The organism is Sulfitobacter maritimus (assembly GCF_013346665.1).
In the GTDB taxonomy this organism is placed as follows: Bacteria; Pseudomonadota; Alphaproteobacteria; order Rhodobacterales; family Rhodobacteraceae; genus Sulfitobacter; species Sulfitobacter maritimus.
Window position 1 is genome coordinate 492,023 of sequence record NZ_JABVBB010000038.1, and the last position, 23,553, is coordinate 515,575.

Sequence of the window (23,553 nt, forward strand, 5' to 3'; positions counted from 1 at the left end):
GAATCTTCTGAAGCTCAACAACCGCTTGGCTTTCATGTTCCACCGGGCTTTGCCCCTCCGCGAGAAGCCGCCACCGGGTAGGCGGACAAAGAGGTGAGGGGGCGTGAATATTAGTGGTCTTTTGGGGCGCGCATCATATATCCCGAAGCAATGGATCATGCCGCAATTTCCCTTGCAGACCTGCCTTTGGATGAGTTGATCGTCTGTCCGCAGTGCGATGCCACCTACCGGCTGCGACGGCCTGGCCATGGTGAGCGTGCGGTCTGCAGTCGGTGCCACACGACCCTCATCAACCACCGCCGCAATGCCGGTTTGCAGATTATCGCGGTGTCGGTTGCGGTTTTGGTGTTGATCATTGGCGCGACCATATTCCCGTTCCTGCGGATCGATGCGGCTGGCACCAGCAATGCGGTATCCGTGCTGGACGCCGCGCTGGCCTTTGGTGGGCCGATGATCCTGCTGTCATTGGCAACCGCGGCGCTGATCGTTTTTATCCCGTTGCTCCGTGTGGTGCTCACCCTCTATGTCTTGATCCCCATCGTTTTGGACCGACCCCCCGCGCGGCATGCTGTGCCTGCCTTTCGTTTGTCCGAAGGGCTGAAGCCGTGGTCCATGGCCGAGGTTTTCGCGATCGGTTGCGCTGTGGCCTTGGTCAAAGTGGCGGATTTGGCGGATGTCGAATTCGGCCCTGCGTTCTATATGTTCGGGGCATTGGTGGTGCTGGTCATCGCGCAAGACAGATTTTTATGTAAATGGTCGGTATGGCACTCACTGGAACACCCGAAAAAATCGTAAGCGCACGGGAATTGGGCATCGTCGCCTGTACGCGCTGTACCAAGCCTTGGCCGATGGGCACGCGGACCTGTGGACGCTGTGGTCACCGTCTAGTTTCACGCGACCGGCTGAGCTTGCAGCGGGTCTGGGCGTTCTGGACCGTTGGGCTGATGTGCTACATCCCCGCCAATATCTACCCTATGCTGAAAACCCGGACGCTGTTCCAGGTCGACGAAAGCACGATCATCGGCGGGGCGGTCGAACTGGCTCAATATGGCAACTGGGGGATCGCCTTTATCATTCTCTTCGCCTCTGTCGCCATTCCACTGGGCAAGTTCTTTGCCGTGGCTTATCTGGCGCTCAGCGTGCAGCGGGGGTGGGCGACGTCCCAGCGTCAACGGCAATATCTGTACGAAGTGGTCGAGTATATTGGGCGCTGGTCCATGATCGACATCTTTGTGGTTGCGATTTTATCATCTCTGGTGCAACTCAAGACACTGGCATCCATCAATCCGGGAGCCGCGAGCATTTTCTTCGCCCTCTCCGTGATATTCACGATGTTGGCTGCGCAAGCGTTTGACTCCCGTATGATCTGGGATGCTCACGCCAAAGACGAAGGCCCGAACCGCAATGACTGAAACGCCTCCCGACGTGCAAATCTCGCCCGCACGTAAAATGTTCCTAAGCGGGGCGTCGGTGATCTGGCTTATTCCGATCCTTGCCCTGATCGTCGCGCTGTTCGTGGCCTACCGCTCCTATTCCGAGCGCGGGCCGGTGATTGTTGTTGAGTTTGAAACCGGCGCAGGTGTGGCCGCGGGTGAAACGGAACTGCGGTTTCGCGATGTCACCGTGGGCGTGGTGGAAAAGGTCGGCTTTACCAGCGGGTTGGACAAGGTCACAGCGCATATCCGCGTGGAAAAAGACGTAGCACCCTATATCGACAGCGGCGCGGTATTTTGGGTCGTCCAACCCGAAGTGACCGCGCAGGGCATCACCGGGCTGAGCACGGTGCTGAGCGGCGTCTATATCGAAGGCGCATGGGACCGGCAAATCGGACCGGCGGCAACGCGCTTTCAGGGAGCCTCCACAGAGCCTTTGATCCGGCCTGGGCAAGGCGGGCTCGAAATCGCCTTTCGCTCAACAGCCAATGGCGATCTGACCGACAATGCGCCGATCCTTTACCGGGGGATCGAAGTGGGCCGGGTGGGCTATGCCAAGATCGCCCCTCAGGGGAATTATGCGATTGTTGAGGCGATTATCTTTGAAGAGCATCGTAGCCTAATTAACGATTCTACGCGCTTTTGGGATGCGTCGGGGTTCAGTGTGAACATCGGCCCTGCCGGGGCGGAGATCGATTTCTCCTCTCTCGCGACTTTGGTCGGCGGCGGCATCACCTTTGATACTTTCGTGTCAGGCGGGACTCCGGTTTCGGATGGCACGGTCTTTGAAATCTACCCGGACAAGGAAACCGCGCGGAATTCTGTGTTCAACGCCTCCGAGGTCGATCCGCTCAAGATGAGCGTTGTGTTCGACGACAATATCTCAGGTTTGATTGTAGGTGCGCCGGTAGAGTTGAGCGGGCTTGAGATCGGCGAAGTCGACACGCTGTCCGGCCTGATAGACCGGGAGCGTTTTGGCGACAGTCGGGTGCGGCTCAATGCGATCCTGTCAATCCAGCCTGCGCATCTAGGCTTGCGCGGCGATGTCACCGCCGAGGCAGCGCTCGCGTTCCTGAAGGAGCGGGTCTCTGACGGGCTGCGGGCGCGCTTGGCCTCTGCCAGCTTGCTCACAGGCGGGCTAAAGGTCGAAATGGTGATGGTTGAGGACGCGGAAGAGGCAGCCTTGGTTGAGACTGAAAACGGTCTGTTCATCATGCCCACCACCGAGAGCGATGTTTCTGATGCGGCCGCGACCGTTGAAGGGGTCTTTACACGGATCAACAAGCTGCCGATCGAAGAACTGCTGTCCAGCGCGATTTCTCTGATGAACTCTGCCGAAGCTTTCGTCTCTTCTGAAGACCTGCGCGAAACGCCACAGGATGTGCGCACGCTTTTGGGTGAGCTGACCGGCCTCGTGTCTTCAGAAGACGTCAAGAACGTCCCTGTTGCGCTGAATGCCACCCTAACAAAGGTCGAAAGGCTCGTCGCACAACTGGAAGAAGAGCGGATCGTCGAACGTTTGGGCGGCGCGCTTGAAGGTGCCGCAGAGGCGGCGGAGTCGGTGTCATCGTCGGTTGAGGGTGTGCCGGAGCTTGTCGAGCAAATCAAAGCGGTGGCCGCCAAAGCTGAATCGCTTGAGGTGGAAGAACTGGTCGTTGCGCTGACAGACCTCACGGAATCCGCAGATGCCGTGATCGGCACCGATGATGCGGTTGCCTTGCCGGGTTCGCTGAAGCGCGCGCTTGATGAGGTGAACCTCACTTTGGAAGAGTTGCGCGAAGGCGGCGCGGTGGAGAATGTGAACCGCACGCTGGCCTCCGCGCGCAATGCTGCCGACAATATCGCGCTATCAGCCAAGGACCTGCCGCAGATCGTCACCCGGCTGACCGGGCTTTTTACGCAGGCCGGACGAACCATCGAGGGCTACGACAAGGGCGAACAGCTTAGCCGAAGCGCAGAACGCACCCTGCGCGAAATTCAGAAAGCCGCCGAAGCTCTTGCATCTTTAGCGCGGACCATTGAACGTAACCCTAATTCGCTCTTGCTGGGACGGTAACGCATGATTGCTGCAAAATCCTTTTTCGCTCTAGGCTTGGTCGCGCTGCTGGCGGCCTGCGGGAGTGATGCTGAACGGTTCACCGTGCGCGCGCCCGAGGTGAGTGAGAAAACCTCAATCGCCTTTTCGTCGGTCGAGGTGCGCGATGTCTCATTGCCGACCTATGCCGCCGCCGAAGAAATATCGCTACAGATGGCGGATGGACGTCTAATCAGTTCGACCGAGGTGCTTTGGGCCGACGCGCCTGAGCGTGCGGTTGCGCTAGAGCTAAGCCAGAACCTCGCACGGCTGACCGGGCGGCGCATCGCCTCAGAGCCTTGGCCGTTTGAGGCCTTCCCCGAAGCGCGGGTTGAGGTGCGGTTTGCTGAACTCGTTGCGACCGAAGCCGGCGCGTTCCGCGCATCGGGGCAGTATTTTGTCGCTGTGAGAGACGGTGGCCGCGAGCGGTCCGGTCTGTTTGACCTCAGCGTGCCGTTCAATCCCGAAGGGGGGCCGAATGCAATCGCGGCGGCGCGGGGACAGTTGGTGCTGGATCTGGCGCGTTACATCGCCCGCAACGGGCTGAAGTAAGCGCGACAGAAGACCCGAGATTCTCAACCTGCGAGAATTGTCACGGGAAAGTGCGTTCAGTGTGTTCAGATATATCTGAACGCTCTTGATTTGAAGCGGCGGCTGGTTACCTACCGACAACGCTTTACGCCGGCACGGACCCTGACTGATGGATACTGCACTGCAAATCGACGACCTGCGCGATGATTTCATCGCCCGGATGGGCGTGGTTGCCGCGAACGATGGTATGCCGCGCATGTCGGGGCAGGTCTTTGCCATGCTGGTGTTTGAGGGCGAAGAAGTTGCCTTTGGCGATCTTGCCAAGGGTCTTTCCGTCAGCCGCGCGACCATCAGCACCTCCATTCGCTTATTGGAAGAACGCGGCTTAATCCGCCGGATTAACAAGGCTGGGGATCGACAGGACTATTTCAAACTGGCCGATGACGCCTATGCCGCCATGACCAGATGCGCAATCGCGGCCACCCGGCGTTCGAAATCTGAAATTGACGCTACGATCGACAAGCTGCCGGATGAAGCGACGGCGGTGCGCGACCGGCTCCAAGCCTTTGCGGGGTTCTATGAGGCGATCAGTACCGCGCTTGAAGATGCCACCCTTCGGGTAAGCCAGCCAAAACATGACACGGCCCAGAGCCTGCGTCCTGCGGACACGGAGATCGAACAATGAATGAGACCCCTTCTGGCGAGCGTCAAACACTCGATTTCGAAAGCGACGCCGGGTCCGGTCGGTCCAAGTTCGTGGCCGGTGGGATTGCGCTGCTGATCGCGCTTTGGATGGGCAGCGGCTATGTCATGCCCTCAGAAGAGAACGCGCCCGTTAAAGAAGCCGGACCGATCACACCCTCCGCGGTGACCGTTGCCGTGCGCGGCTCTGCGGCAGAGGAGGTCGCGCAGGTGTTCGTCGTCGAAGGCCAAGCCTTGCCGGACCGGGACACGCAGGTCCGCGCCGAAGCGGGCGGCGAGATTGCCGAAGTGTTGGTTGCCAAAGGGGATGATGTCGCTGGGGGGGACTTGATCGCGCGGCTCAGCACCACGGCCCGCGCTTCCGATCTGTCCCGCGCCCAAGAAGAGCTTAACCGCGCACAGCGGGAGTACGACAATGCCGAGGCGCTCCTGGATCGAGGCGTTTCAACTGTCGACCGCGTAAGTCAGGCACGGGCGACTTTGGCCGCAGCCCGTTCTGCCGTGACCTCTGCAAAAGAAGCGCTCAGGAACACCGAAATCCGCGCACCTTTCGCCGGGCGGCTGGAAGAATTGGACATCTCAGCCGGTGAATTCATTTCTGAAGGCGAGGGTGTCGCCCGATTGGTGGACAACACACCGCTGACCATCCGCGTGCAAATCCCGCAGCAGTCGCTTAGGGATATCGAAGTCGGCCAGACAGCCGAAGTGTCCTTTATCACTGATGTTGAAGCACAGGGCGTGGTCAAATTCGTCTCAAGCAGCGCCAGCGCAGAGACCCGGACCTTCGCTGCTGAGATTGAGGTCGCCAATGCCGATGGCGCCATTCCGGCGGGCATTTCCGCGCGGGTGCGCATTCCGACAGGCACGACCAAGGCGCATTTCGTGTCCCCCGCGATCCTGTCGCTGGACACGGACGGCACGCTCGGGGTGAAAACGGTGGATGCCGAGAATAGGGTCGTTTTTAATGAGATCGCCATTGTCCGCGCTCAAACCGATGGGATTTGGATCGCCGGACTGCCTGACGAAACCGAGATCATCACCATCGGACAGGGGTTCGTGAACCATGGTGAAGTGGTAGACCCCCAGCCTGAAAGCGGTACGGAAGACATCCGGGAAGGGGGCTTGGCCGCCAGTATTGCCGGCTTGGATGAACCGGAGGAGACCGAGACCACCAACGGTCAGATTACCGGCAGTGCTGAAACCGTTCAGGCGGAGCCGGTCGAATGAACGCGCTTATCGAAGCCGCCTTTAGCCGCGCACGTGTGGTCAATCTCGCGTTGATTATGATCCTTGCCGTGGGGGCGCTTGCCTATATCAGCATTCCCAAAGAAAGCGCGCCTGAAATCCCCATCCCGACCCTCTATGTCTCAACCTCGCTCGATGGCATTTCGCCAGAAGACAGTGAACGCTTGCTGGTTGAACCGCTTGAGACCGAGTTGAGCGCGCTGACGGGGCTTAAGAAAATCACCTCTAACGGGGCCGAGGGGCATGCCTCTGTCCAGTTGGAGTTCGAGCCTGGTTTCGACGCCGATGAGGCGCTTGATAAGGTGCGCGAGGCGGTGGACCGGGCCAAGTCTGACTTGCCGGAGGATGCCACTGATCCCGTCGTGACAGAGATCAATACGGCGCTTTTCCCGATCCTCACCGCGATCCTTTCGGGGCCGGTGCCTGAGCGTACGCTCAATAACATCTCTGAGGCATTGAAAGACGAGATTGAGGGACTTCCGGGGGTACTGGAGGTTGATGTCGGGGGCGAGCGCACGGAACTGCTCGAAGTGCTGATCGATCCCACGGTGTTCGAGACCTACAACATCTCTTTTGAAGAGCTGATTGGGCAGATCAACCGCAACAACCGCCTCATCGCCGCCGGTGCTATCGAAAGCGGTGCCGGACGGTTGGTCTTGAAAGTGCCGGGCCTGATCGAAAACGTCGAAGACGTCATGTCGCTGCCGATCAAGGTCCGGGGAGACACGGTTGTGACCTTCGCGGATGTCGCAACGATCCGCCGCACCTTTGAGGACCCAACCGGCTTTGCCCGTATCGACGGCCAGCCCGCGCTCGCGCTTGAGATTAAGAAACGGTCGGGCGCGAATATTATTGAGACGGTCGAAGAAGTCCGCACGCTGATCGATGAAATGCGCAGCGAATGGCCGGATAGCATTACGGTAAACTATACGCAGGACGAATCGGAGCAGGTCGAAAGCATGCTCAGTGATTTGGAAGCAAACGTGATCGCGGCGGTGATCCTAGTGATGATCGTAATCGTCTGGGCATTGGGCATCCGGTCAGCATTCCTCGTCGGGTTGGCAATTCCCGGCGCGTTTTTGGCCGGGGTCACCGCGCTTTGGGTGATGGGCTATACGATGAACCTTGTGGTGCTGTTCTCGTTGATCCTTGTGGTGGGGATGTTGGTGGATGGGGCCATTGTCACCACCGAACTGGCTGACCGTCGTCTGCAAGAGGGGCATCCGCCCAAAGCTGCCTATGCCCATGCCGCCAAGCGTATGGCTTGGCCGATCATCGCCTCCACGGCGACGACGCTGAGTGTGTTTTTCCCGCTGTTGTTCTGGTCCGGCACGACGGGGGAGTTTATGAAATTCCTTCCGATAACTGTGATCCTGACCCTGACTGCGTCTCTGTTTATGGCGCTGGTGTTTATTCCAGTGGTCGGTGGGCTGATCGGCAAGCGGCCTCCGCAGACGGCCAAGGATAAGGCTACACTTTATGCTGCCGAACAAGGCGATCCCCGAACGCTCAACGGTTTTACCGGACGCTATGTCAAGCTGCTGCAATTCGCCATTCTGCGCCCTTGGATGACTCTGTTCTCTGCTATTGCATTCCTAATCGCGGGCTTTACCGTCTATGGGCAATACGGCAATGGCATCACCTTTTTCCCTGATGTAGAGCCTGATTTCGCGCAGGTGCAGGTGCGTGCGCAGGACAACTTCTCGATCTATGAGAAGGACGCGCTGGTGAGGCTGGTTGAGCAACGGCTGTTCAAATACCACGAGATCGCGAGTGTCTATGCGCGGACTGGCGGTGGCCGGCAGGACAGCGCTGATCTGATCGGCACCATTCAAGTCGAGTTTATCGACTGGGACAAACGGCGCACGGCCGCCGTCATTGGCGAAGAAATCCGCGCTGAGATGGCCGCGATTCCGGGGATCAAGGTGCAGGTCCAAACGGCGTCTAACGGCCCCTCGCCGGGGAAACCGATCAACCTGAAAGTCCGCGCCCATGATCAACAAGTGCAACAGCGGGTGGTCGATCAAATCCGGGCTGAAATGGAGCGGATCGGCGGGTTTACCGATGTGACCGACACGCGCCCGCTGCCGGGGGTCGAATGGCGGATCGCGGTCAACCGCTCTGAAGCGGCGCGGTTCGGTGCTGATATTTCGACCCTGGGACAGGCTGTGCAGCTTTTGACGCGCGGGATCACCGTTGCGGATTACCGCCCCGATGATGCGGAAGGCTCAATTGACATCAATGTGCGCTTTCCTTCCGATGAACGGACCTTAGAGGAACTGCAATCACTGCGTGTTCCGACTTCGTCGGGCCTGATCCCAATCTCGAACTTTGTGACGTTTGAACCCAGCCCCCGTACCGGAACAATCACCCGTGTCGATCAGCAGCGCGTTGTTACGATTGAGGCGAATGTCGCACCCGGCGTGTTGGTCAATGACCAGACAGTGGCCTTGCGGACGGCAATTGATGCGATGGATCTGCCACCGGGCGTTGAGGCGAGCTTTGCCGGTGAGGCCGAAGATCAGCGGGAATCGATGATCTTCCTGATCGGTGCCTTTATCACGGCGGTTTTCCTAATGTTTGTCATCCTCGTGATCCAGTTCAACACCTTCTATCAGGCGTTTATCGTCATGTCGGCCATCGTCTTTTCCATTGCGGGGGTGCTGTTTGGCTTGCTGGTCACCGGGCGGCCCTTTGGCATCGTCATGGGCGGGATCGGCGTGATCGCCTTGGCCGGGATCGTGGTGAACAACAATATCGTTTTGATCGACACCTATAACGATCTGAAGAAAGACGGGCTGTCGCCCTATGAAGCCGCGTTGCGCACCGGTGCGCAGCGTTTGCGGCCCGTGGTGCTGACCTCAGTGACAACGGCACTTGGGCTGATGCCAATGGTGATCGGGTTAAACATCAACTTCTTCACGCGGGAGATCGTCTATGGCGCCCCGTCGACACAGTGGTGGACGGAGCTTAGCTCGGCCATCGCGGGGGGGCTGGTTATCGCAACGGTGCTGACCTTGGTCGTGACACCGGCGATGCTGATGCTGGGAGAGAAGAAGGCCGCGCGAAATCAGCCGACGCCGCGCAATGCAACGCCGGCTGAAGCATGAGATAGAGCCGCATTAAGCGGCTTTATCGGCCTTTTCTTCGGTGAGAATGGTATAAAGCGTTGCCGGATCGGGGTTCGACCGCAGCTTCGTGCAAATGCTGGTGTCCCGCAATGTGCGGGCGACCAGTGCAAGTGCTTTAAGGTGCTCAACACCCGCGTCTTCGGGGGCAAAAAGCGCAAAGGCCACATCGACGGGCTGCCGATCCACCGAGGAAAAATCAATCGGCTTGTCGAGCAGCACAAAGGCACCGACGACCTTGTCGATGCCATCGATACGCGCATGGGGCAGGGCGACACCATGGCCAACACCCGTTGGCCCAAGGGTTTCGCGTGTCATCAGCGCATCGACGACCTGACCCGCAGGCAGCCCATAGGCATGCTGCGCCAGTTCGCCGATATCTTGCATCAAACGTTTCTTGCTAGAAGCTGAGGTCAAAACTTTAACCGCTTCCGGCTTGAGAAGTTTGCCGAAATCCATTTCGCTCGCCCTGCTCTCATGGCGAATACTTTCGCCGTTGCGTTACGAAGGATCGATCCAGCCGATGTTCCCATCATCCCGACGGTACACGACGTTCATTCCTTCTTGGCCTTCCTTGCGAAACAGGAGCACCGGGTCGCCGGACAGTTCCATCTGCATAACCGCTTCACCTACAGACAAAGTTGCGATCTTTGTCTGCATCTCTGCGATAATCATGGGTTGGAGGCTGTCGGGTTCCTGCGCATCTGAATCGCTGTCTGACGCGAGGATATAAGAGGACGCACCCAAAAGTTCAACCGGTTCAGATCGGTCTTTGTGGTGGTCCTTCAAGCGGCGCTTATAGCGGCGCAGTTGCTTTTCCATCTTTTCACGGCACGCGTCAAAAGCCGCATAGATTTCAGTCGCTTTGCCCTTGGCGGAGGCATTGAGCCCGGTGGAAAGATGCACGGTCGCTTCGCAGACAAATTCATGCCCGGACTTGGAAAACACCACTTGGGCATCTGTCGGGCGTTCGGCATACTTGTTGACCGCCTCATTCAGTTCCGCTTGGACGTGACTCCTAAGCGCGTCGCCAATGTCGATCTGTTTGCCGCTGATTTGGTACCGCATATCGTCTCCTTGTCATTCTTGATCCGAACGTCGTCAAAAGGTCCACACGCATGTGGGCCACAACGGTTCAAATATGGAGGAATGGCGTTGTGCCAAGGATGATTTTGCCTAGTCCTTCGGAGGAAGGGCGTTGCAGGATCATACAGGCACGCATTATCACCATAGATCAATGAGGCCGCTTTTCCGTTTGAAAGTCAATGGTGACGATGCGGATCGGGCGGAATATTGAATGCAATCTTCCGCTTTCCAGCGGCCCCGGCAGATTAGGAAATTTTAAAGTTGTCGCCTAGATAGACGCGGCGCACGTTCTCATTTTGGACCACCTCTTCCGGCGTGCCGGACATCAGGACCTCGCCCTCATGCAGAATATAAGCGCGGTCGACAATCTCCAACGTTTCCCGCACGTTATGATCTGTAATCAAGACGCCGATGCCCCGTTTTTTGAGGTCTGCCACCAACTGGCGAATATCGCCCACCGAGATTGGATCGACCCCGGCGAAAGGTTCGTCGAGCAACAGGTAGCTGGGATCGGCAGCAAGGCAGCGGGCGATCTCCACCCGGCGGCGTTCGCCTCCTGACAGCGCCAGAGCAGGGGCGCGGCGCAGGTGTTCGATAGAGAACTCGGTCAGCAATTCTTCGAGCCGTTCGCGGCGCTGGTGGCGGTGTTTGACCCGAATATCGAGGATGGCGCTGATGTTGTCTTCGACAGAAAGCCCGCGGAAGATGCTCATTTCCTGTGGTAGATAACCGATGCCGAGCTGAGCGCGGCGGTACATTGGCAGGGTTGTCACGTCTTTGCCATCGACTGTGACCCGCCCGCCTTCGGGCGTGACCAGTCCGGCCACGGCGTAAAAGGTCGTGGTCTTCCCCGATCCATTCGGCCCGAGCAGCGCCACGACCTCCCCACGGTCGAGCTGCATTGAGAAATCCCGGATCACCGCCTTTTTGCGATAGGACTTGCGCAGATGATCAATGCGCAGCCCGGCAGTGCCGCCGGTGATCTTTAGATCGGGCGCGGGCATCAGTTGTCGTTGCCGGTCTGCAAGATTGTTTTGACCCCGCCTGACATTTGGGCGGTGCCATCAGTCAGGTTCACGGTCATTTCCTGTGCGCTGAGCGCGCTTGGCCCTTGGGTCATCAGCACATCGCCGCGCATCACCAAGGTGCCTGCATCGATGTCGTAATCTGCCCGCTCCGCTTCGGCGGCATCCTCGCCCGAGACCAGCAAGACGCCCCCGGTGGCCTCCAACTGGGCGATCCCCTCGGCATCAGCCCGGTAAACGACCTTTACCTGCGCCGCTGATAGCTTCATCTCGCCTTGAGATATCAGAACGTTACCTTCAAATACGGCTGTCCCCGTCGCATTGTCGACAGACAGGTTGTCTGCCGTGACTTCGACCGGGAGGCCGGTGTCTTGGGTCATCGCACCGAAAGCGACATTGGCCGATTGCGCGGCCACAGGCGACGCGTGCAAGACGTAAAGCAGCGGCAGAAGCAAAAAAATAAAATGTCTCAAGGCAGTTACTCTTTTGTTGGCTGCGGCGTGTATACCAGCTTCACGCCTTTTGTGAAAAGCATTTGCGATCCAGCTTCGTTGCGTCGGTTGGTGATGACCATCCCCCCCGCCGCGATCTCGCCCGCCGGGCTGGTGGCTTGGACCGGCCCAGGTGAGGCGATATCTAGCGTCGTCAGGTTCGATGTCATCTGCTCAGAAAGGATGCGATACCCTGTCGAGGTGGTAATGCGCACATCTCCGCTGAGGTCAGCACGATCTGCGGCAGGGTCGACCGTGGCTTCTGCAGCATCGAGCACGATCTGCGTACCGCTTTGCAAATCCAGCACCGCGCGGAGGTTTTCGGCTTTGTTGGTCCCCGATTGCCCGCGCGGTGTGGTCAGCTTCTCAGCAGAGAATGAGATCAGATCGCCTGCGTCGGTCGTGCCGGAATAGAAGGGGCCAGTGACCTGTTGGTCACGCAGACGGTCCTGCACTTCTTTCTCGGCAAAGGGAATCGTGGCTTCGGGATCAATCGCGCGGGAGAGCAGAAAGAGGGTTGATAGCAATCCCAGTGCGATCAGCGGAAACAGGATTTTCAGCCATGACACAAGGCGCGTATAGCGATCCCCCTGCATCTGCGGTCAGCCCAGCCCGACGCGCAGACAGTCGTGCAGATGCAACAAGCCGATCGGTGTTTGCCCCTCTTCGGGGTCGATCACGATCAGGCAGGTGATCTTGCGGCTGTTCATCACGCCCACGGCCTTTTCGGCAAGTTCATCCGGCCCGATGGTCACGGGCGAAGGCGTCATCACATCGCGCGCCGACATCGTCATCAACCCATCCAGATGCCGGGCAAGGTCACCCATCGTGATAATCCCTGCAACCGCACCATTGTCCTCGGTCACGCAGACCACGCCAAACCCCTTGCGGCTGATCTCGCCAAGCGCTTCGGGCATTGGCGCGTCAACGTTTACCAAGGGAATGGCCGCGCCGACATGCATGAGATCGCCTACCCGGCTTAGCCGCGCGCCCAGTTTGCCGCCGGGGTGGAAATCGCGGAAATGCTCAGCGGTGAAGGCGCGGTTCTCCATCAGGGCCACGGCCACGGCATCGCCCATCGCCAACGTCAATGTGGTGGAGGTCGTGGGGACAACGCCAGTGCCGCAGGCTTCGGCAATGCGCGGCAGTTCCAGCACCACGTCGCTGTGCCGCCCGAGGCTGCTATCGGGGCGGCTGGTGATGCCGATCAGCGGGATGGCGTAGCGGCGCGAATAGGCGATGAGATTCGCCAGCTCCGGCGCTTCGCCCGAGTTCGAGATCGCCAGCACCACATCGGCGGCGGTGATCATGCCCAAGTCGCCATGGCTTGCTTCAGCTGGGTGGACGAATTGCGCGGGCGTGCCGGTCGAAGCCAGCGTCGCCGCGATTTTATTGCCGATATGGCCCGACTTGCCGATGCCGGTGACGATAATCCGGCCTTTGCAGGCGCGCATCAGGTCGATGGCGGCGCGGAAACGGTCGTCCAAGCTGTCGGCCAGTTGGATTAGCGCCTCGGATTCGCAGCGGATCACCCGCCGGGCGGTATCAAGAAAGGGTGTGTTCATGCGTGTGCGAAGATGTCCGTGTCCGGCCATCCCTCCAAATCTAGCCGGGCGCGCATCGGCAGGAAATCGAAACAGGCCTGCGCCATTTCCATCCGGCCTTCGCGTATCAGACGCTTGTTAAGTTCATCGCGCAGACGGTGCAGGTAAAGCACATCCGACGCGGCATAGTCGATCTGGGCTTGGGTCAGCTTTTCGGCGCCCCAATCGCTGGATTGCTGCTGTTTCGAGATGTCGACGCTCAGCAGTTCCTGACAGAGTTTCGCCAGCCCATGCCGATCCGTATAGGTGCGCACCAAACGGCTCGCGATCTTGGTGCAATAGACCGGGGCTGCGGTGGCGCCAAAGGCGTTGAGCATCGCCGCGATGTCAAAACGGCCATAGTGAAACAGCTTCAGCACATGGGGGTTTTCCAGCAAGGCGGAAAGGTTCGGTGCCTGGGTTTGACCTTTTGCGATCTGCACCAGATGCGCATGGCCGTCGCCACCCGACAGTTGCACAACGCAAAGTCGGTCACGATGCGGATGAAGGCCCATCGTCTCGCAATCAATGGCAACCATCGGCCCAAGGTCGAGGTCATCCGGCAGGTCGTTTTGATAGAGGAAATTTGTCATGAGCACGTCTATACCGCGCTTGTCCGGCGTGGGAAAGCAGCCCGTTCGCGGCAGTCAGGCCACCGCCGACGCAGCAGCCAGATCCTGCAAGGCCGGACGGGGGTAGCGCCTCAGCAGCCCGTCCACCCGCAGGTGGCATTGATAGCCCGCCCAATCGCGTCGCATCAGCCCACCGGGGAGGGCGGGATGTTTCAACACCAAACGCCGCCAATTATGCACGATAAGGCACCGTAAAACGGCGATGTCGAGCGCATTCATTTGGCTGGTGCGAGCCATTTGTTGTTCCACCGCCATCAAGGCGCTTAACAATGCATCATATTCTGCTTCTAGCGCTACCGGCTCGGCAGCGCGGCGCAGCCAATCTGGCGGCGCCTCTCCTTGCAATGCAAGACTTCCTTTTGGGGCCGTGCTTCCCATCGGGCCAATATAGACGCGCGGGGTGACAGAGACAAAGCCCCCGGCGCGCAGGTTTTTATCGGTCTCGCGCCCATTCTCCTCGGTCAAGACCATCTGCCACGGCTCCGATAGATCCGGCGGCGCGGCATAGATGCGGGGGCTGGCGGCGGCACTTTCAGCGCGGCCCTGTGCTGTCAGACTGTGCTGGCTGATCCGGCCCACCTTGCGCGACTGCAACCAGCCGTCATTGCGCAGCCGGTGCAGCGCCACGCGGCTCGCCTCTGGTCGTACGCCGAGCGCGGCCATGATCGTCGACAGCACCGGCCCGTCGATCGCGTCACCATGCCCTTGGGCGAGATCGCCAAAAAGGCTGATCATCAACGACCAGACGCGCTGCCCTCCCAAGGCCGCGAAGGCTGCAACCACCGGAAGAGGGGACTCAGAGGGCATTCATCGTGAGCAGGTCATATTCCGCGACCGCCTCCTCACGCTGGTTGGTCAGCGTCACATGCCAGCGCACCTCGCCGTATTCCTCGTTGCGGGGGGTTTTGTGCTTGACCGAAAGCCGCACTTTCATGCTGTCGCCTGCCGAGACCGGCTCAAGGAACCGCAGGTTGTCGAGGCCAGTGTTCGCCAGTACTGGGCCGGGATCAGGCTGCACAAAGAGGCCCGCCGCAAAGCTCAGCAGCAGATAGCCATGTGCCACACGCCCCGGAAAGAAGGGGTTCGCCGCGGCGGCTTCCTCGTCCATATGCGCATAGAAGGTGTCGCCGGTGAAATGTGCGAACTTCTCAATATCGTCGAGCGTGATTTCGCGGGATTTGGAATAGAAGGTCTCGCCCAAGTCCAACTCGGTGAAGCGGCGGGTAAAGGGGTGATCGCGGTCCGTGATCTCTTCCGCGCCCGGCACCCATTGCTGGCCGATGGCTGTCAGAATGTCGGGGCTGCCCTGAATGGCGGTGCGTTGCATATAGTGCATCACCCCGCGCACGCCGCCCAGTTCCTCACCGCCGCCCGCGCGACCCGGTCCGCCATGGACCATATGCGGCAGGGGCGAGCCATGTCCGGTGGCTTCGGCCATAGACTTGCGGTTGTTGAAGTAAAGCCGCCCGTGGAAGGCCGCGGCACCCATGGTCAACTCACGCGCGACCTCGCCGTCGTTGGTGATGATGGACGCCACGAGGGAGCCTTGGCCGCGGTTCAGCAGTTGCGTGGCATGGGCCAGATCGCGGTAGGGCATGAGGGTCGAGACGGGGCCAAAAGCCTCGGTGTCATGCACGCGCTCGGCCTTGTCGGGATCAGCACAGTGGAACAGCATCGGCGGCAGGAAGGCACCATTGTCCTTATCCGCGCCGTTGACGGTGAAGTTGTCCGGATCGCCAAAGACACGCTCTGCCTCAGCTCCAAGCAGCGCGACCTTTTCCAGCACGTCGCGTTTCTGGCTGCCAGAGACCAACGCGCCCATGCGCGTATCATCGGCGCGCGGGTCGCCGATGGTGGTTTTGGCGAGGCGGTCGGACAGAGCCGAAATCACCGCATCAATCTGCGCCTCAGGTACCATCACGCGCCGGATCGCGGTGCATTTCTGGCCCGCCTTGGCGGTCATCTCGCGCTGCACCTCTTTGACGAAAAGATCGAACTCCGGCGTGCCGGGGGTCGCGTCAGGGCCGAGGACAGAGGCGTTGAGACTGTCTTGCTCGGAAGTAAAGCGCACCGAGTTCTGCAGGAGCTTCGGATTGCTGCGCAGTTTCAGCGCGGTGTCTGCGGAGCCGGTAAAAGCCACGGCATCCTGACAGTCGAGGTGGTCGAGCATATCGCCCAAGCCCCCGCTGACCAGTTGCAACGCGCCTTTGGGCAGCAGGCCGCTGTCGAGCATCAGCCGCACGCAGTGTTCCGTGACGTAGCAGGTCGCGGTGGCCGGTTTCACAATCGCCGGAACCCCGGCGAGCAATGTCGGCGCGAGTTTCTCCAACATGCCCCAGACGGGGAAGTTGAACGCGTTGATATGCACCGCGACGCCTTGCAGCGGGGTACAGATATGCCGCCCCATGAACTGACCTTCGCGGCCCAACTGCTCGGGGAGACCATCGAGATAGACATGCGCATCCGGCATCTCGCGCCGCCCCTTGGAGGCGAAGACCAGCATGGTACCAATACCGCCGTCCACGTCGATCTTGTGATCCGACAGTGTCGCACCCGTGTCATAGCTCAGGTCATAAAGCGTTTGTTTATGCTCCATCAGATGCAACGCCAGCGCCTTTAGCATCCGGGCACGGTCATGGAATGTCATCGCGCGTAAGGCGGGGCCGCCGTGCTCGCGGGCAAAGCCGAGCATCGCCTGCACATCCAGCGCGTCGTTCCCGGCTTGGGCAATCACCTCGCCTGTAATTGCGCTTGCGATGTTGCGGGCGCCAGCACCAGAGGCCAGCCATTCGCCGGCCGCAAAGCTTTGAATATTGCGCATGTCGGCTCCTTTAATGTGTGTCGTAGTCGATGGTGAGCGTGTCGCTCAGCGGGTAGCTCTGGCAGGTCAGCACATAGCCGCGCTCGACTTCATAGTCCTCCAGCGCGTGGTTGGAGAGCATTTCGACCTCCCCATCGAGCACCTTGCCCATGCAGGTCGAACAGACCCCAGCCTTGCACGAAAACGGCGCTTCTTGCCCGTTCTCCAACGCCGCTTCGAGCACCGACTGCCCCTTTTGCATGGTAAAGCTGCGCCGTGCGCCGTCGATGATGACGGTGACTTCGGTGCCGCTCTGGCCTTCGCTGCGCTTGGCCATTTCCTGTTTGGCCAAACGGCCTTGCTGGCTTTCGCTGAAGAGTTCAAACTTGATCTGATCCTCCCCCAGCCCGTTGGTCTTCAGCGCTTCGGCAATCGCCAGCATCATCGGCTCCGGCCCGCAGATGAAGGCGGTATCGATGGTGTTGACTTGGATCCAATGTTTAAAGAGCGCGTCACATTTCGCCTGATCGACGCGACCTTCGAACAGCTCCATGTCCTGCCCGGATTCGAGGATGTGGATGATGGTCAGCCGCCCCATGTAGTGGTTCTTGAGGTCCTCAAGCTCCTCGCGGAACATGATCGTGTTCACGGCGCGGTTGGCATAGACCAGCGTAAAGGTCGACTTCGGCTCGCGTTTCAGCACGGTTTTCAGGATCGACAGCACCGGCGTGATGCCCGATCCACCCGCGAAACCGAGGTAGTTTTTCGCCACCTCCGGCTCAATCGCGGTGAAGAACTTGCCCTGCGGCGGCATGGCGTGCAGCACATCGCCCACCTTGAGCTCGGTATTGGCGTAGGTCGAAAACGCCCCGCCATCGACACGTTTGATGCCGACCTTCAACTCACCATCGTCGAGCCCTGCGCAGATCGAATAGTTGCGCCGCAACTCAGTGCCGTCGAAATCCTGCTTAAAGGTCAGGTACTGGCCTTGGGTAAAGGCAAAAGCCTCAGGGTCTTCTGGCTTCAACGTCAGCACCACCGCATCGCGGATGGTGTGGTGAATATCAGTTACTAACAGGGGGTGAAACTGGCTCATCGGGGCCTCAGATACATTTGAAATAGTCGAAGGGTTCAAGGCAGTCTTGGCAGCGCCATTGCGCCTTGCAGGGGGTCGAGCCGAACTGGCTGATCCGCTCCACCGCTTGGCTTTTGCAATGCGGACAGTGCTGCGGGCCACCTGCTGGGCGTGGGGGCGCGATGCCGTAAGCTTCCAGCTTGGCGCGGCCTGTGTCGGTCATCCAATCGGTGGTCCAGGGCGGGGAGAGCTGACGCTTCAGTTCCAGCTTCTCAATGCCTCGGTCGCGCAGGGCCATCTCGATATCAAGGTTGATGATGCTGGTGGCGGGACAGCCGGAATAGGTCGGCGTGATGGTCACGACCAGCGTCTCATCCTGCCACTGCACATCGCGAATGATACCGAGATCGGTCAGTGAGATGGCCGGAATTTCTGGGTCTGGAATGGCAGACAGCCACGCCCAAACAGTCTCTAAACTGGGTTTTTCGCCACTGGCGCGATGCAGGGAGCCACGCGGCGACCTGTCGCGGACCACCCCGGGCACCGGCGCGGGGGCGGGCCGGGTGCTGGGGGTGGATCTTACCATGTGGCGTCCGGGTAGGCGCGTTGCAGCCACTGCATCTGGGTCAGCATATGGCCCAGATGTTCGCTGTGCCGCGCGCCGCTTTTCCCGCCCTTATGGGCAAAGTCATCGTCGGGTTTGGTCAGGGTTGCAGCCGCCAGCGTGTCGCCAACCAGTTGGTCATAGCCCGCACGCAGACTGGCCGGATCTGGCGCGATGCCCGCCTCGACCATGGCCGCGTCGACGTCATCGCCAAGGAACATCTCACCGACATAGGGCCAGAGCAAGTCTAGTGCCGCCTGCATCCTGCGGTGGCTTTCATCGGTCCCGTCACCCAACCCGATCACTGTGTCCGAGGAGCGCTCAAGGTGGTAGGTCACTTCCTTGGCTGATTTCTCGGCGATGGCGGCGATCTCTTTGTCACTGGAATCGATCAGCGCGGTCAGTTGCGCCAGATGCCACGCGTCGAACAGGAACTGTCGCATCATGGTCTGGCCGAAGTCGCCATTGGGCTGTTCGACCAGCAGCACATTGCGGAAATCCCAGACATCGCGGTGAAAAGCCAGCTTGTCGGCATCGCGCCCCGCGCCCTCGACCTCACCCGCCAGTCCCAGCCAAAGCTGCGTCTGGCCGATCAGATCAAGCGCTACATTCGCCAGCGCGATGTCTTCTTCCAACACCGGGGCCACGCCGCACCATTCCGAAACGCGGTGGCCGAGTACCAGCGCGTTGTCGCCCATACGGCAGAGGAATTCGAATTTGGGATCGGTGCTCACATCGCCCCCACTTCGTCGGGAATGTCAAAGAAGGTCGGATGGCGGTAGACCTTGTCATTAGCGGGCTCGTAAAGCGCGCCTTTTTCCTCGGGGGAGGAGGCCGCGATGGCGCTGGCTTGAACTGCCCAGATGCTTACACCCTCATTGCGGCGGGTATAGACGTCGCGAGCGTTCTTGATCGCCATCTCCGCATCCGCCGCATGGAGGCTGCCGACGTGACGGTGGCTCAACCCGTGCTGGCCGCGGATGAAGATTTCCCACAGGGGCCATTCGGTGCTGCGCGCCTTTCCGTGGGGGGCCGCTTCGGTGCCGTCATATTCACTGGATTCAGGGCTGCTCATGTCGCTTACTCCGCTGCCATTTGTCTGCTGCGCTTCTTCTCGGCGTGGGCCAGAAGCCCCTCGCGCACCCAACGGCCTTCGTCCCAGGCCTTGTTGCGGGCCGCGAGCCGTTCGGTGTTGCAGGGGCCGTTGCCCTTGAGCACCTGAAAGAACTCTTCCCAATCCGGCTCGGCGAAATCGTAGTGGCCGGTCTCCTCGTTGAACTTAAGCGTCTCGTCGGGGATCGTGAGGCCAAGGTATTCCGCCTGCGGCACCGTCTCGTCGACGAACTTCTGGCGCAGCTCATCATTGGTGTTCATCTTGATCTTCCACGCCATCGACTGCGCCGAATGGACCGAATCCTTGTCTGAGGGGCCGAACATCATCAGCGCCGGGAACCAGAAGCGGTTGAGCGCGTCCTGCGCCATCTTGCGCTGCGCGGGGGTGCCGTTGGCCATCTTCATCATGATGTCGAAGCCTTGGCGCTGGTGGAAGGATTCCTCCTTACAGATACGCACCATGGCGCGAGCGTAGGGGCCGTAAGAGGTCCGTTGCAGCGGCACCTGGTTCATGATCGCGGCACCATCGACCAGCCAGCCCACAGCGCCCATATCGGCCCATGTCAGGGTCGGGTAGTTGAAGATCGAGGAATACTTCATCTTCCCGGACAGCAGGTCACGGGTCATCTGGTCGCGGGTCACACCGAGCGTCTCGGCCGCGCAGTAGAGGTAGAGACCGTGACCGGCTTCGTCCTGTACTTTTGCGAGAAGGATCGCCTTGCGCTCCAACGTCGGTGCGCGCGTGATCCAGTTGCCTTCGGGCAGCTGGCCGACGATCTCGCTATGGGCGTGCTGGCCAATCTGGCGGATCAGGTTCTTACGGTAGCCCTCGGGCATCCAGTCCTTAGGCTCGATCTTGCCGCCCGCGTCGATGCGTTCCTGAAAGGCGCGCTCTTCGGGGTCCATCTCGTCAAGGGATTTGATGCCCTTGCCGGTGGATTTGATCATCTGTGCATACATCGGTCTGTTCCTTTCGAGGAAAGAAGTCTCAGCCTGCGTTTTCGAGGATCAGGGCGACGCCCTGACCCACGCCCACACACATTGTACATAGCGCGTATTTGCCGCCCGTCCGCTTGAGTTGCAGCGCTGCTGTCATCACCAAACGTGCGCCGGACATGCCAAGCGGGTGGCCAATCGCGATGGCGCCGCCGTTGGCGTTCACATGGGCTGCGTCATCCGGTACGCCAAGGGCGCGTAGGGTGGCGAGACCTTGGCTCGCAAAAGCTTCGTTAAGTTCGATCACGTCCATCTGCTCAATGGTGAGGCCCGCGCGATCCAAGACTTTGCGCACGGCAGGGATCGGGCCAATCCCCATGACGCGCGGTTCGACACCCGCAGCGGACATGGCAACGACGCGGCCGATGGGTGTCAGGCCGTGGTCCTTCACGCCGGCTTCGGAGGCCAGCAGCATCGCCGCCGCGCCGTCGTTCACGCCCGACGCATTGCCTGCCGTGACGGTCAGATCCGCGCCATTGATGCCGCGTAGTTTGCCAAGTTTTTCGAGCGTGGTGCCGGGGCGGGGGTGTTCGTCGCGGTCCACGATCACATCATCGCCCTTGCGCTGCGGGATTGTGACGGGGGTAATTTCCTCGGCAAAGAGGCCCTTTTCATCCGCCTCGGCCCAGCGTTGTTGGCTGCGGGCGGCGAAGGCGTCTTGGTCTTCGCGCGACACGTCATGGTCAGCGGCGACGTTGTCTGCGGTTTCGGGCATCGAATCCACGCCGAACTGCGCCTTCATTTTCGGATTCACAAAGCGCCAGCCGATGGTGGTGTCATAGACCGCATTGTTGCGGGAAAAGGCAGTTTCGGCCTTGGGCATCACGAAAGGCGCGCGCGACATGCTTTCGATTCCGCCCGCGATGGCGAGGTCCATGTCCCCGGCGCGAATGGCGCGGGCGGCGGCGCCGACGGCGTCCATGCCGCTGGCGCAGAGGCGGTTGATCGTGGCACCCGGCACATCGACAGGCAGACCCGCCAGCAGGGCGGCCATGCGCGCGACGTTGCGGTTGTCTTCGCCCGCTTGGTTGGCGCAGCCCATAATGACATCATCGACACGCGCCCAATCCACCGACGGGTTCCGCTCCATCAGCGCCTTCAGCGGGATCGCCGCCAGATCGTCGGCGCGAACCGAAGAAAGGGCGCCGCCGTAACGGCCAATGGGGGTGCGCTGCGCGTCGCAGATGAATGCCTGCATGGGGGTACTCCTGTTGTTACCGCGCAATCTAGCCTTTTGCGCGATTCGGTTCAATTGAAATGTTACGGTTTGGTGTGGGTGTGCGGTATTTGGTAACGCTTTGAGGCGAGGCGATGAGAGTAGCGCCCTCCGTGGGGGGCGATCTAGACCTCACTGTATAACGACCGATTAGCGGGGTCGGGGACATTGTGTTCGCCGCACCGTCGCAAAATCGCCCCCCGGTGGGAAGGAGGGCGATGCCCGGTGTGCTATCGGGCGAAGAGCTTTAAAAATCTACGCCGCGCTGCGCTTTAATGCCGGCGTGGAAGGGGTGCTTCACTTCGGTCATCTCGGTCACCAGATCGGCGTAGTCACACAATTCCGGCTTGGCATCGCGGCCCGTAAGCACAGCAGTGGTGCCTTTGGCCCGACCCTCAAGCCCGGCGATCACGTCCTCAACCTTCAGATAGTCATAGCGCAGCGCGATGTTGATCTCGTCCATCACCACCAGATCATAGTCGCCGCTTGCCATCATATCACGGGCCTTGCCAAAAGCGGCTTCGGCGGCGGCGATGTCACGGTCGCGGTCTTGCGTGTCCCATGTGAAACCCTCGCCCATCGTGTGCCACGTGACCTCGCCCAGCCTGTCAAAGAACTGACGCTCGCCGGTGATCCATTTGCCCTTGATGAACTGCACGACGCCCACCTTTTGCTTCCACCCAAGTGCGCGGATCACCACGCCAAAGGCCGACGAGGACTTGCCCTTGCCGTTTCCGGTATGCACCAGCACCAGCCCTTTTTCGGGGTCGCGCAGCTCGGCCACTTTGGCCCGCTGCGCGGCCTGTTGCTGTTGCATCTTTTGCTTGTGGTCCTGCGCGTCGCTCATCTGGTTCTCCAATATGGGTGTGGTTCAAGCCTTAGGGTCGGTGACCGAACGCGCCTTGCCGCGCTCCATGCCCAGTTGCCGCTCACGCCAGATCACCAGCGCCCCCGCGCCGATCACCAAGGCGGCGCCCGCCAGCATCATCATCGTGGGCAGTTCGGCAAAGAATATGTACCCCAGCACGATGGCAAAGATCATCGAGGTGTAGTCATAGGGCGCGAGCATTGAAGCCGAGCCAAAACGGTAAGCCGAGGTGATCAAAATCTGCGCCACCCCGCCGATCAGCCCGGCCAAGACCAGCAGGCCAAAGGTCTTCGCATCCGGCATCACCCAGCCGAAGGGCAGGGTGAACAGCGCCAAGAGGGACGCGGTGACCGAGAAGTAAAACACGATTGCGGCGGTGTCTTCGCTCTGGACCAATTGGCGGATGTGGATCTGCACAAGGCTGCGCAACATCGTGGCCATCAGGATCAGAAGTGCGCCGATGGTGGCGGTCTGCTCCATCGTGCCGATGCTGGTAAATCGCGGCCAAAGGATGATCATCACGCCGACAAGTCCCAAGGCCACGGCGGTAACCCGGATCAGGCGGATTTGCTCGCCTAGCAACACGGCGGCGAGGATGACGGTAAAGATCGGCGTGGCAAAGCCGATCGCAGTGACTTCGGGCAGCGGCAGGAGACCGAGGCCGGTAAAGGTCAGCCCCATCGCCGTGGTGCCAAACAGCCCGCGCCAAACATGGCCCATGGGGTTCTTGGTTTTCAGCCCGCTGCCCAGCTTGCCGCGTTGGGCCAACCAAATGAGGATCACCGGAATGGCAAAGAAAGAGCGGAAAAAGACGGCCTCTCCCGCTGGAACATCATCGGCCAGCGACTTGATAATGACGGACATGAAGGTGAACAACAGGATCGCCGTGATCTTAAGCCCGACGCCAAGGGCAGGGCGGGCGGAAAAATCATCGACTTTCATGGTTCACAT

24 protein-coding genes are annotated in these 23,553 nt (G+C 60.1%); 7 read left to right on the forward strand and 17 right to left on the reverse strand.

All coding sequences use genetic code 11. From position 1 onward, the window contains the following. Positions 1-150: 150 nt before the first annotated feature. From HTT03_RS17175 to HTT03_RS17205, 7 genes are all read left to right on the forward strand, one after another. A complete protein-coding gene (locus HTT03_RS17175) occupies positions 151-795 on the forward strand; it encodes a paraquat-inducible protein A (protein ID WP_174861006.1) in 645 nt (214 codons plus the stop codon). Next, positions 753-1,412, forward strand: coding sequence for a paraquat-inducible protein A (locus HTT03_RS17180; RefSeq protein ID WP_174861007.1), 660 nt, complete (start codon positions 753-755; stop codon positions 1,410-1,412). The genes HTT03_RS17175 and HTT03_RS17180 overlap by 43 nt, the downstream gene beginning before the upstream one ends. Then, positions 1,405-3,489: a PqiB family protein gene (locus HTT03_RS17185; protein WP_174861008.1), complete on the forward strand. Its 2,085-nt coding sequence runs from the start codon at positions 1,405-1,407 to the stop codon at positions 3,487-3,489. The genes HTT03_RS17180 and HTT03_RS17185 overlap by 8 nt, the downstream gene beginning before the upstream one ends. A gap of 3 nt (positions 3,490-3,492) precedes the next feature. Then, positions 3,493-4,059 carry a PqiC family protein gene (locus HTT03_RS17190; RefSeq protein WP_174861009.1) on the forward strand — a complete coding sequence of 189 codons (567 nt, stop codon included), beginning with the start codon at positions 3,493-3,495 and terminating at the stop codon, positions 4,057-4,059. Between the two features lie 148 nt (positions 4,060-4,207). Beyond that, the gene (locus tag HTT03_RS17195) at positions 4,208-4,723 is read left to right on the forward strand and encodes a GbsR/MarR family transcriptional regulator (RefSeq protein WP_174861010.1); all 516 of its coding nucleotides are present in this window, start codon (positions 4,208-4,210) and stop codon (positions 4,721-4,723) included. Beyond that, positions 4,720-5,967 (forward strand): efflux RND transporter periplasmic adaptor subunit, encoded by a 1,248-nt coding sequence (locus HTT03_RS17200; protein ID WP_174861011.1) that lies wholly within the window; start codon positions 4,720-4,722, stop codon positions 5,965-5,967. Before HTT03_RS17195 ends, HTT03_RS17200 begins: the two co-directional genes overlap by 4 nt. Continuing rightward, positions 5,964-9,095 (forward strand): efflux RND transporter permease subunit, encoded by a 3,132-nt coding sequence (locus HTT03_RS17205; RefSeq protein WP_174861012.1) that lies wholly within the window; start codon positions 5,964-5,966, stop codon positions 9,093-9,095. Before HTT03_RS17200 ends, HTT03_RS17205 begins: the two co-directional genes overlap by 4 nt. 12 nt (positions 9,096-9,107) lie before the next feature. On the opposite strand, the gene HTT03_RS17210 is transcribed toward HTT03_RS17205, so the two are convergent. The 17 genes from HTT03_RS17210 to HTT03_RS17290 form a co-directional block, all read right to left on the reverse strand. Next, positions 9,108-9,572 carry a PTS sugar transporter subunit IIA gene (locus HTT03_RS17210; RefSeq protein ID WP_174861013.1) on the reverse strand — a complete coding sequence of 155 codons (465 nt, stop codon included), beginning with the start codon at positions 9,570-9,572 and terminating at the stop codon, positions 9,108-9,110. A 42-nt stretch (positions 9,573-9,614) separates the two neighbouring features. Next, positions 9,615-10,181 (reverse strand): ribosome hibernation-promoting factor, HPF/YfiA family, encoded by a 567-nt coding sequence (hpf, locus tag HTT03_RS17215; RefSeq protein WP_174861014.1) that lies wholly within the window; start codon positions 10,179-10,181, stop codon positions 9,615-9,617. A gap of 263 nt (positions 10,182-10,444) precedes the next feature. Beyond that, a complete protein-coding gene (lptB, locus tag HTT03_RS17220) occupies positions 10,445-11,203 on the reverse strand; it encodes an LPS export ABC transporter ATP-binding protein (protein WP_174861015.1) in 759 nt (252 codons plus the stop codon). After that, a complete protein-coding gene (locus HTT03_RS17225) occupies positions 11,203-11,697 on the reverse strand; it encodes an LptA/OstA family protein (RefSeq protein ID WP_246253583.1) in 495 nt (164 codons plus the stop codon). The genes lptB and HTT03_RS17225 overlap by 1 nt, the downstream gene beginning before the upstream one ends. 5 nt (positions 11,698-11,702) lie before the next feature. Further along, a complete protein-coding gene (gene lptC / locus HTT03_RS17230) occupies positions 11,703-12,311 on the reverse strand; it encodes an LPS export ABC transporter periplasmic protein LptC (protein ID WP_174861016.1) in 609 nt (202 codons plus the stop codon). A gap of 6 nt (positions 12,312-12,317) precedes the next feature. After that, positions 12,318-13,280: a KpsF/GutQ family sugar-phosphate isomerase gene (locus HTT03_RS17235; protein WP_174861017.1), complete on the reverse strand. Its 963-nt coding sequence runs from the start codon at positions 13,278-13,280 to the stop codon at positions 12,318-12,320. Continuing rightward, positions 13,277-13,891 carry a ribonuclease D gene (locus HTT03_RS17240; protein ID WP_174861018.1) on the reverse strand — a complete coding sequence of 205 codons (615 nt, stop codon included), beginning with the start codon at positions 13,889-13,891 and terminating at the stop codon, positions 13,277-13,279. Before HTT03_RS17240 ends, HTT03_RS17235 begins: the two co-directional genes overlap by 4 nt. Positions 13,892-13,945: 54 nt before the next feature. Further along, positions 13,946-14,665, reverse strand: a complete 720-nt coding sequence (locus HTT03_RS17245; protein WP_246253585.1) for a PaaX family transcriptional regulator C-terminal domain-containing protein — start codon at positions 14,663-14,665, stop codon at positions 13,946-13,948. A 61-nt stretch (positions 14,666-14,726) separates the two neighbouring features. Then, complete coding sequence (paaZ, locus tag HTT03_RS17250; RefSeq protein WP_174861020.1) at positions 14,727-16,751, reverse strand: phenylacetic acid degradation bifunctional protein PaaZ; 2,025 nt, start codon at positions 16,749-16,751, stop codon at positions 14,727-14,729. 10 nt (positions 16,752-16,761) lie between these two features. After that, positions 16,762-17,826, reverse strand: coding sequence for a 2Fe-2S iron-sulfur cluster-binding protein (locus HTT03_RS17255; protein ID WP_174861021.1), 1,065 nt, complete (start codon positions 17,824-17,826; stop codon positions 16,762-16,764). A 7-nt stretch (positions 17,827-17,833) separates the two neighbouring features. Beyond that, on the reverse strand, positions 17,834-18,391 hold the full coding sequence (gene paaD, locus HTT03_RS17260; RefSeq protein WP_425506330.1) for a 1,2-phenylacetyl-CoA epoxidase subunit PaaD: 558 nt from the start codon (positions 18,389-18,391) through the stop codon (positions 17,834-17,836). Then, a complete protein-coding gene (paaC, locus tag HTT03_RS17265) occupies positions 18,385-19,107 on the reverse strand; it encodes a 1,2-phenylacetyl-CoA epoxidase subunit PaaC (RefSeq protein ID WP_217482878.1) in 723 nt (240 codons plus the stop codon). Before paaC ends, paaD begins: the two co-directional genes overlap by 7 nt. A 32-nt stretch (positions 19,108-19,139) precedes the next feature. Continuing rightward, positions 19,140-19,484 carry a 1,2-phenylacetyl-CoA epoxidase subunit PaaB gene (gene paaB / locus HTT03_RS17270; RefSeq protein WP_174861023.1) on the reverse strand — a complete coding sequence of 115 codons (345 nt, stop codon included), beginning with the start codon at positions 19,482-19,484 and terminating at the stop codon, positions 19,140-19,142. A gap of 5 nt (positions 19,485-19,489) precedes the next feature. Next, a complete protein-coding gene (gene paaA, locus HTT03_RS17275; RefSeq protein ID WP_174861024.1) occupies positions 19,490-20,482 on the reverse strand; it encodes a 1,2-phenylacetyl-CoA epoxidase subunit PaaA in 993 nt (330 codons plus the stop codon). Positions 20,483-20,510: 28 nt separating this feature from the next. After that, positions 20,511-21,716 (reverse strand): 3-oxoadipyl-CoA thiolase, encoded by a 1,206-nt coding sequence (pcaF, locus tag HTT03_RS17280; RefSeq protein WP_174861025.1) that lies wholly within the window; start codon positions 21,714-21,716, stop codon positions 20,511-20,513. Positions 21,717-21,981: 265 nt separating this feature from the next. Next, positions 21,982-22,581, reverse strand: coding sequence for a cob(I)yrinic acid a,c-diamide adenosyltransferase (cobO, locus tag HTT03_RS17285; RefSeq protein ID WP_174861026.1), 600 nt, complete (start codon positions 22,579-22,581; stop codon positions 21,982-21,984). A gap of 24 nt (positions 22,582-22,605) precedes the next feature. Next, a complete protein-coding gene (locus HTT03_RS17290) occupies positions 22,606-23,544 on the reverse strand; it encodes a DMT family transporter (RefSeq protein ID WP_174861027.1) in 939 nt (312 codons plus the stop codon). Positions 23,545-23,553 lie beyond the last annotated feature (9 nt).

Coding starts and splice junctions, on each gene's coding strand:
- paaA (WP_174861024.1), bottom strand. CDS start 20,482: ATGTATGCACAGATGATCAAATCCACCGGCAAGGGCATCAAATCCCTT.
- lptB (WP_174861015.1), bottom strand. CDS start 11,203: ATGCCCGCGCCCGATCTAAAGATCACCGGCGGCACTGCCGGGCTGCGC.
- HTT03_RS17200 (WP_174861011.1), top strand. CDS start 4,720: ATGAATGAGACCCCTTCTGGCGAGCGTCAAACACTCGATTTCGAAAGC.
- HTT03_RS17290 (WP_174861027.1), bottom strand. CDS start 23,544: ATGAAAGTCGATGATTTTTCCGCCCGCCCTGCCCTTGGCGTCGGGCTT.
- paaB (WP_174861023.1), bottom strand. CDS start 19,484: ATGAGCAGCCCTGAATCCAGTGAATATGACGGCACCGAAGCGGCCCCC.
- HTT03_RS17175 (WP_174861006.1), top strand. CDS start 151: ATGGATCATGCCGCAATTTCCCTTGCAGACCTGCCTTTGGATGAGTTG.
- lptC (WP_174861016.1), bottom strand. CDS start 12,311: ATGCAGGGGGATCGCTATACGCGCCTTGTGTCATGGCTGAAAATCCTG.
- paaC (WP_217482878.1), bottom strand. CDS start 19,107: ATGGGCGACAACGCGCTGGTACTCGGCCACCGCGTTTCGGAATGGTGC.
- HTT03_RS17180 (WP_174861007.1), top strand. CDS start 753: ATGGTCGGTATGGCACTCACTGGAACACCCGAAAAAATCGTAAGCGCA.
- paaZ (WP_174861020.1), bottom strand. CDS start 16,751: ATGCGCAATATTCAAAGCTTTGCGGCCGGCGAATGGCTGGCCTCTGGT.
- HTT03_RS17210 (WP_174861013.1), bottom strand. CDS start 9,572: ATGGATTTCGGCAAACTTCTCAAGCCGGAAGCGGTTAAAGTTTTGACC.
- HTT03_RS17235 (WP_174861017.1), bottom strand. CDS start 13,280: ATGAACACACCCTTTCTTGATACCGCCCGGCGGGTGATCCGCTGCGAA.
- paaD (WP_425506330.1), bottom strand. CDS start 18,391: ATGGTAAGATCCACCCCCAGCACCCGGCCCGCCCCCGCGCCGGTGCCC.
- HTT03_RS17190 (WP_174861009.1), top strand. CDS start 3,493: ATGATTGCTGCAAAATCCTTTTTCGCTCTAGGCTTGGTCGCGCTGCTG.
- HTT03_RS17240 (WP_174861018.1), bottom strand. CDS start 13,891: ATGACAAATTTCCTCTATCAAAACGACCTGCCGGATGACCTCGACCTT.
- HTT03_RS17185 (WP_174861008.1), top strand. CDS start 1,405: ATGACTGAAACGCCTCCCGACGTGCAAATCTCGCCCGCACGTAAAATG.
- HTT03_RS17205 (WP_174861012.1), top strand. CDS start 5,964: ATGAACGCGCTTATCGAAGCCGCCTTTAGCCGCGCACGTGTGGTCAAT.
- cobO (WP_174861026.1), bottom strand. CDS start 22,581: ATGAGCGACGCGCAGGACCACAAGCAAAAGATGCAACAGCAACAGGCC.
- hpf (WP_174861014.1), bottom strand. CDS start 10,181: ATGCGGTACCAAATCAGCGGCAAACAGATCGACATTGGCGACGCGCTT.
- HTT03_RS17255 (WP_174861021.1), bottom strand. CDS start 17,826: ATGAGCCAGTTTCACCCCCTGTTAGTAACTGATATTCACCACACCATC.
- HTT03_RS17245 (WP_246253585.1), bottom strand. CDS start 14,665: ATGATCAGCCTTTTTGGCGATCTCGCCCAAGGGCATGGTGACGCGATC.
- pcaF (WP_174861025.1), bottom strand. CDS start 21,716: ATGCAGGCATTCATCTGCGACGCGCAGCGCACCCCCATTGGCCGTTAC.
- HTT03_RS17195 (WP_174861010.1), top strand. CDS start 4,208: ATGGATACTGCACTGCAAATCGACGACCTGCGCGATGATTTCATCGCC.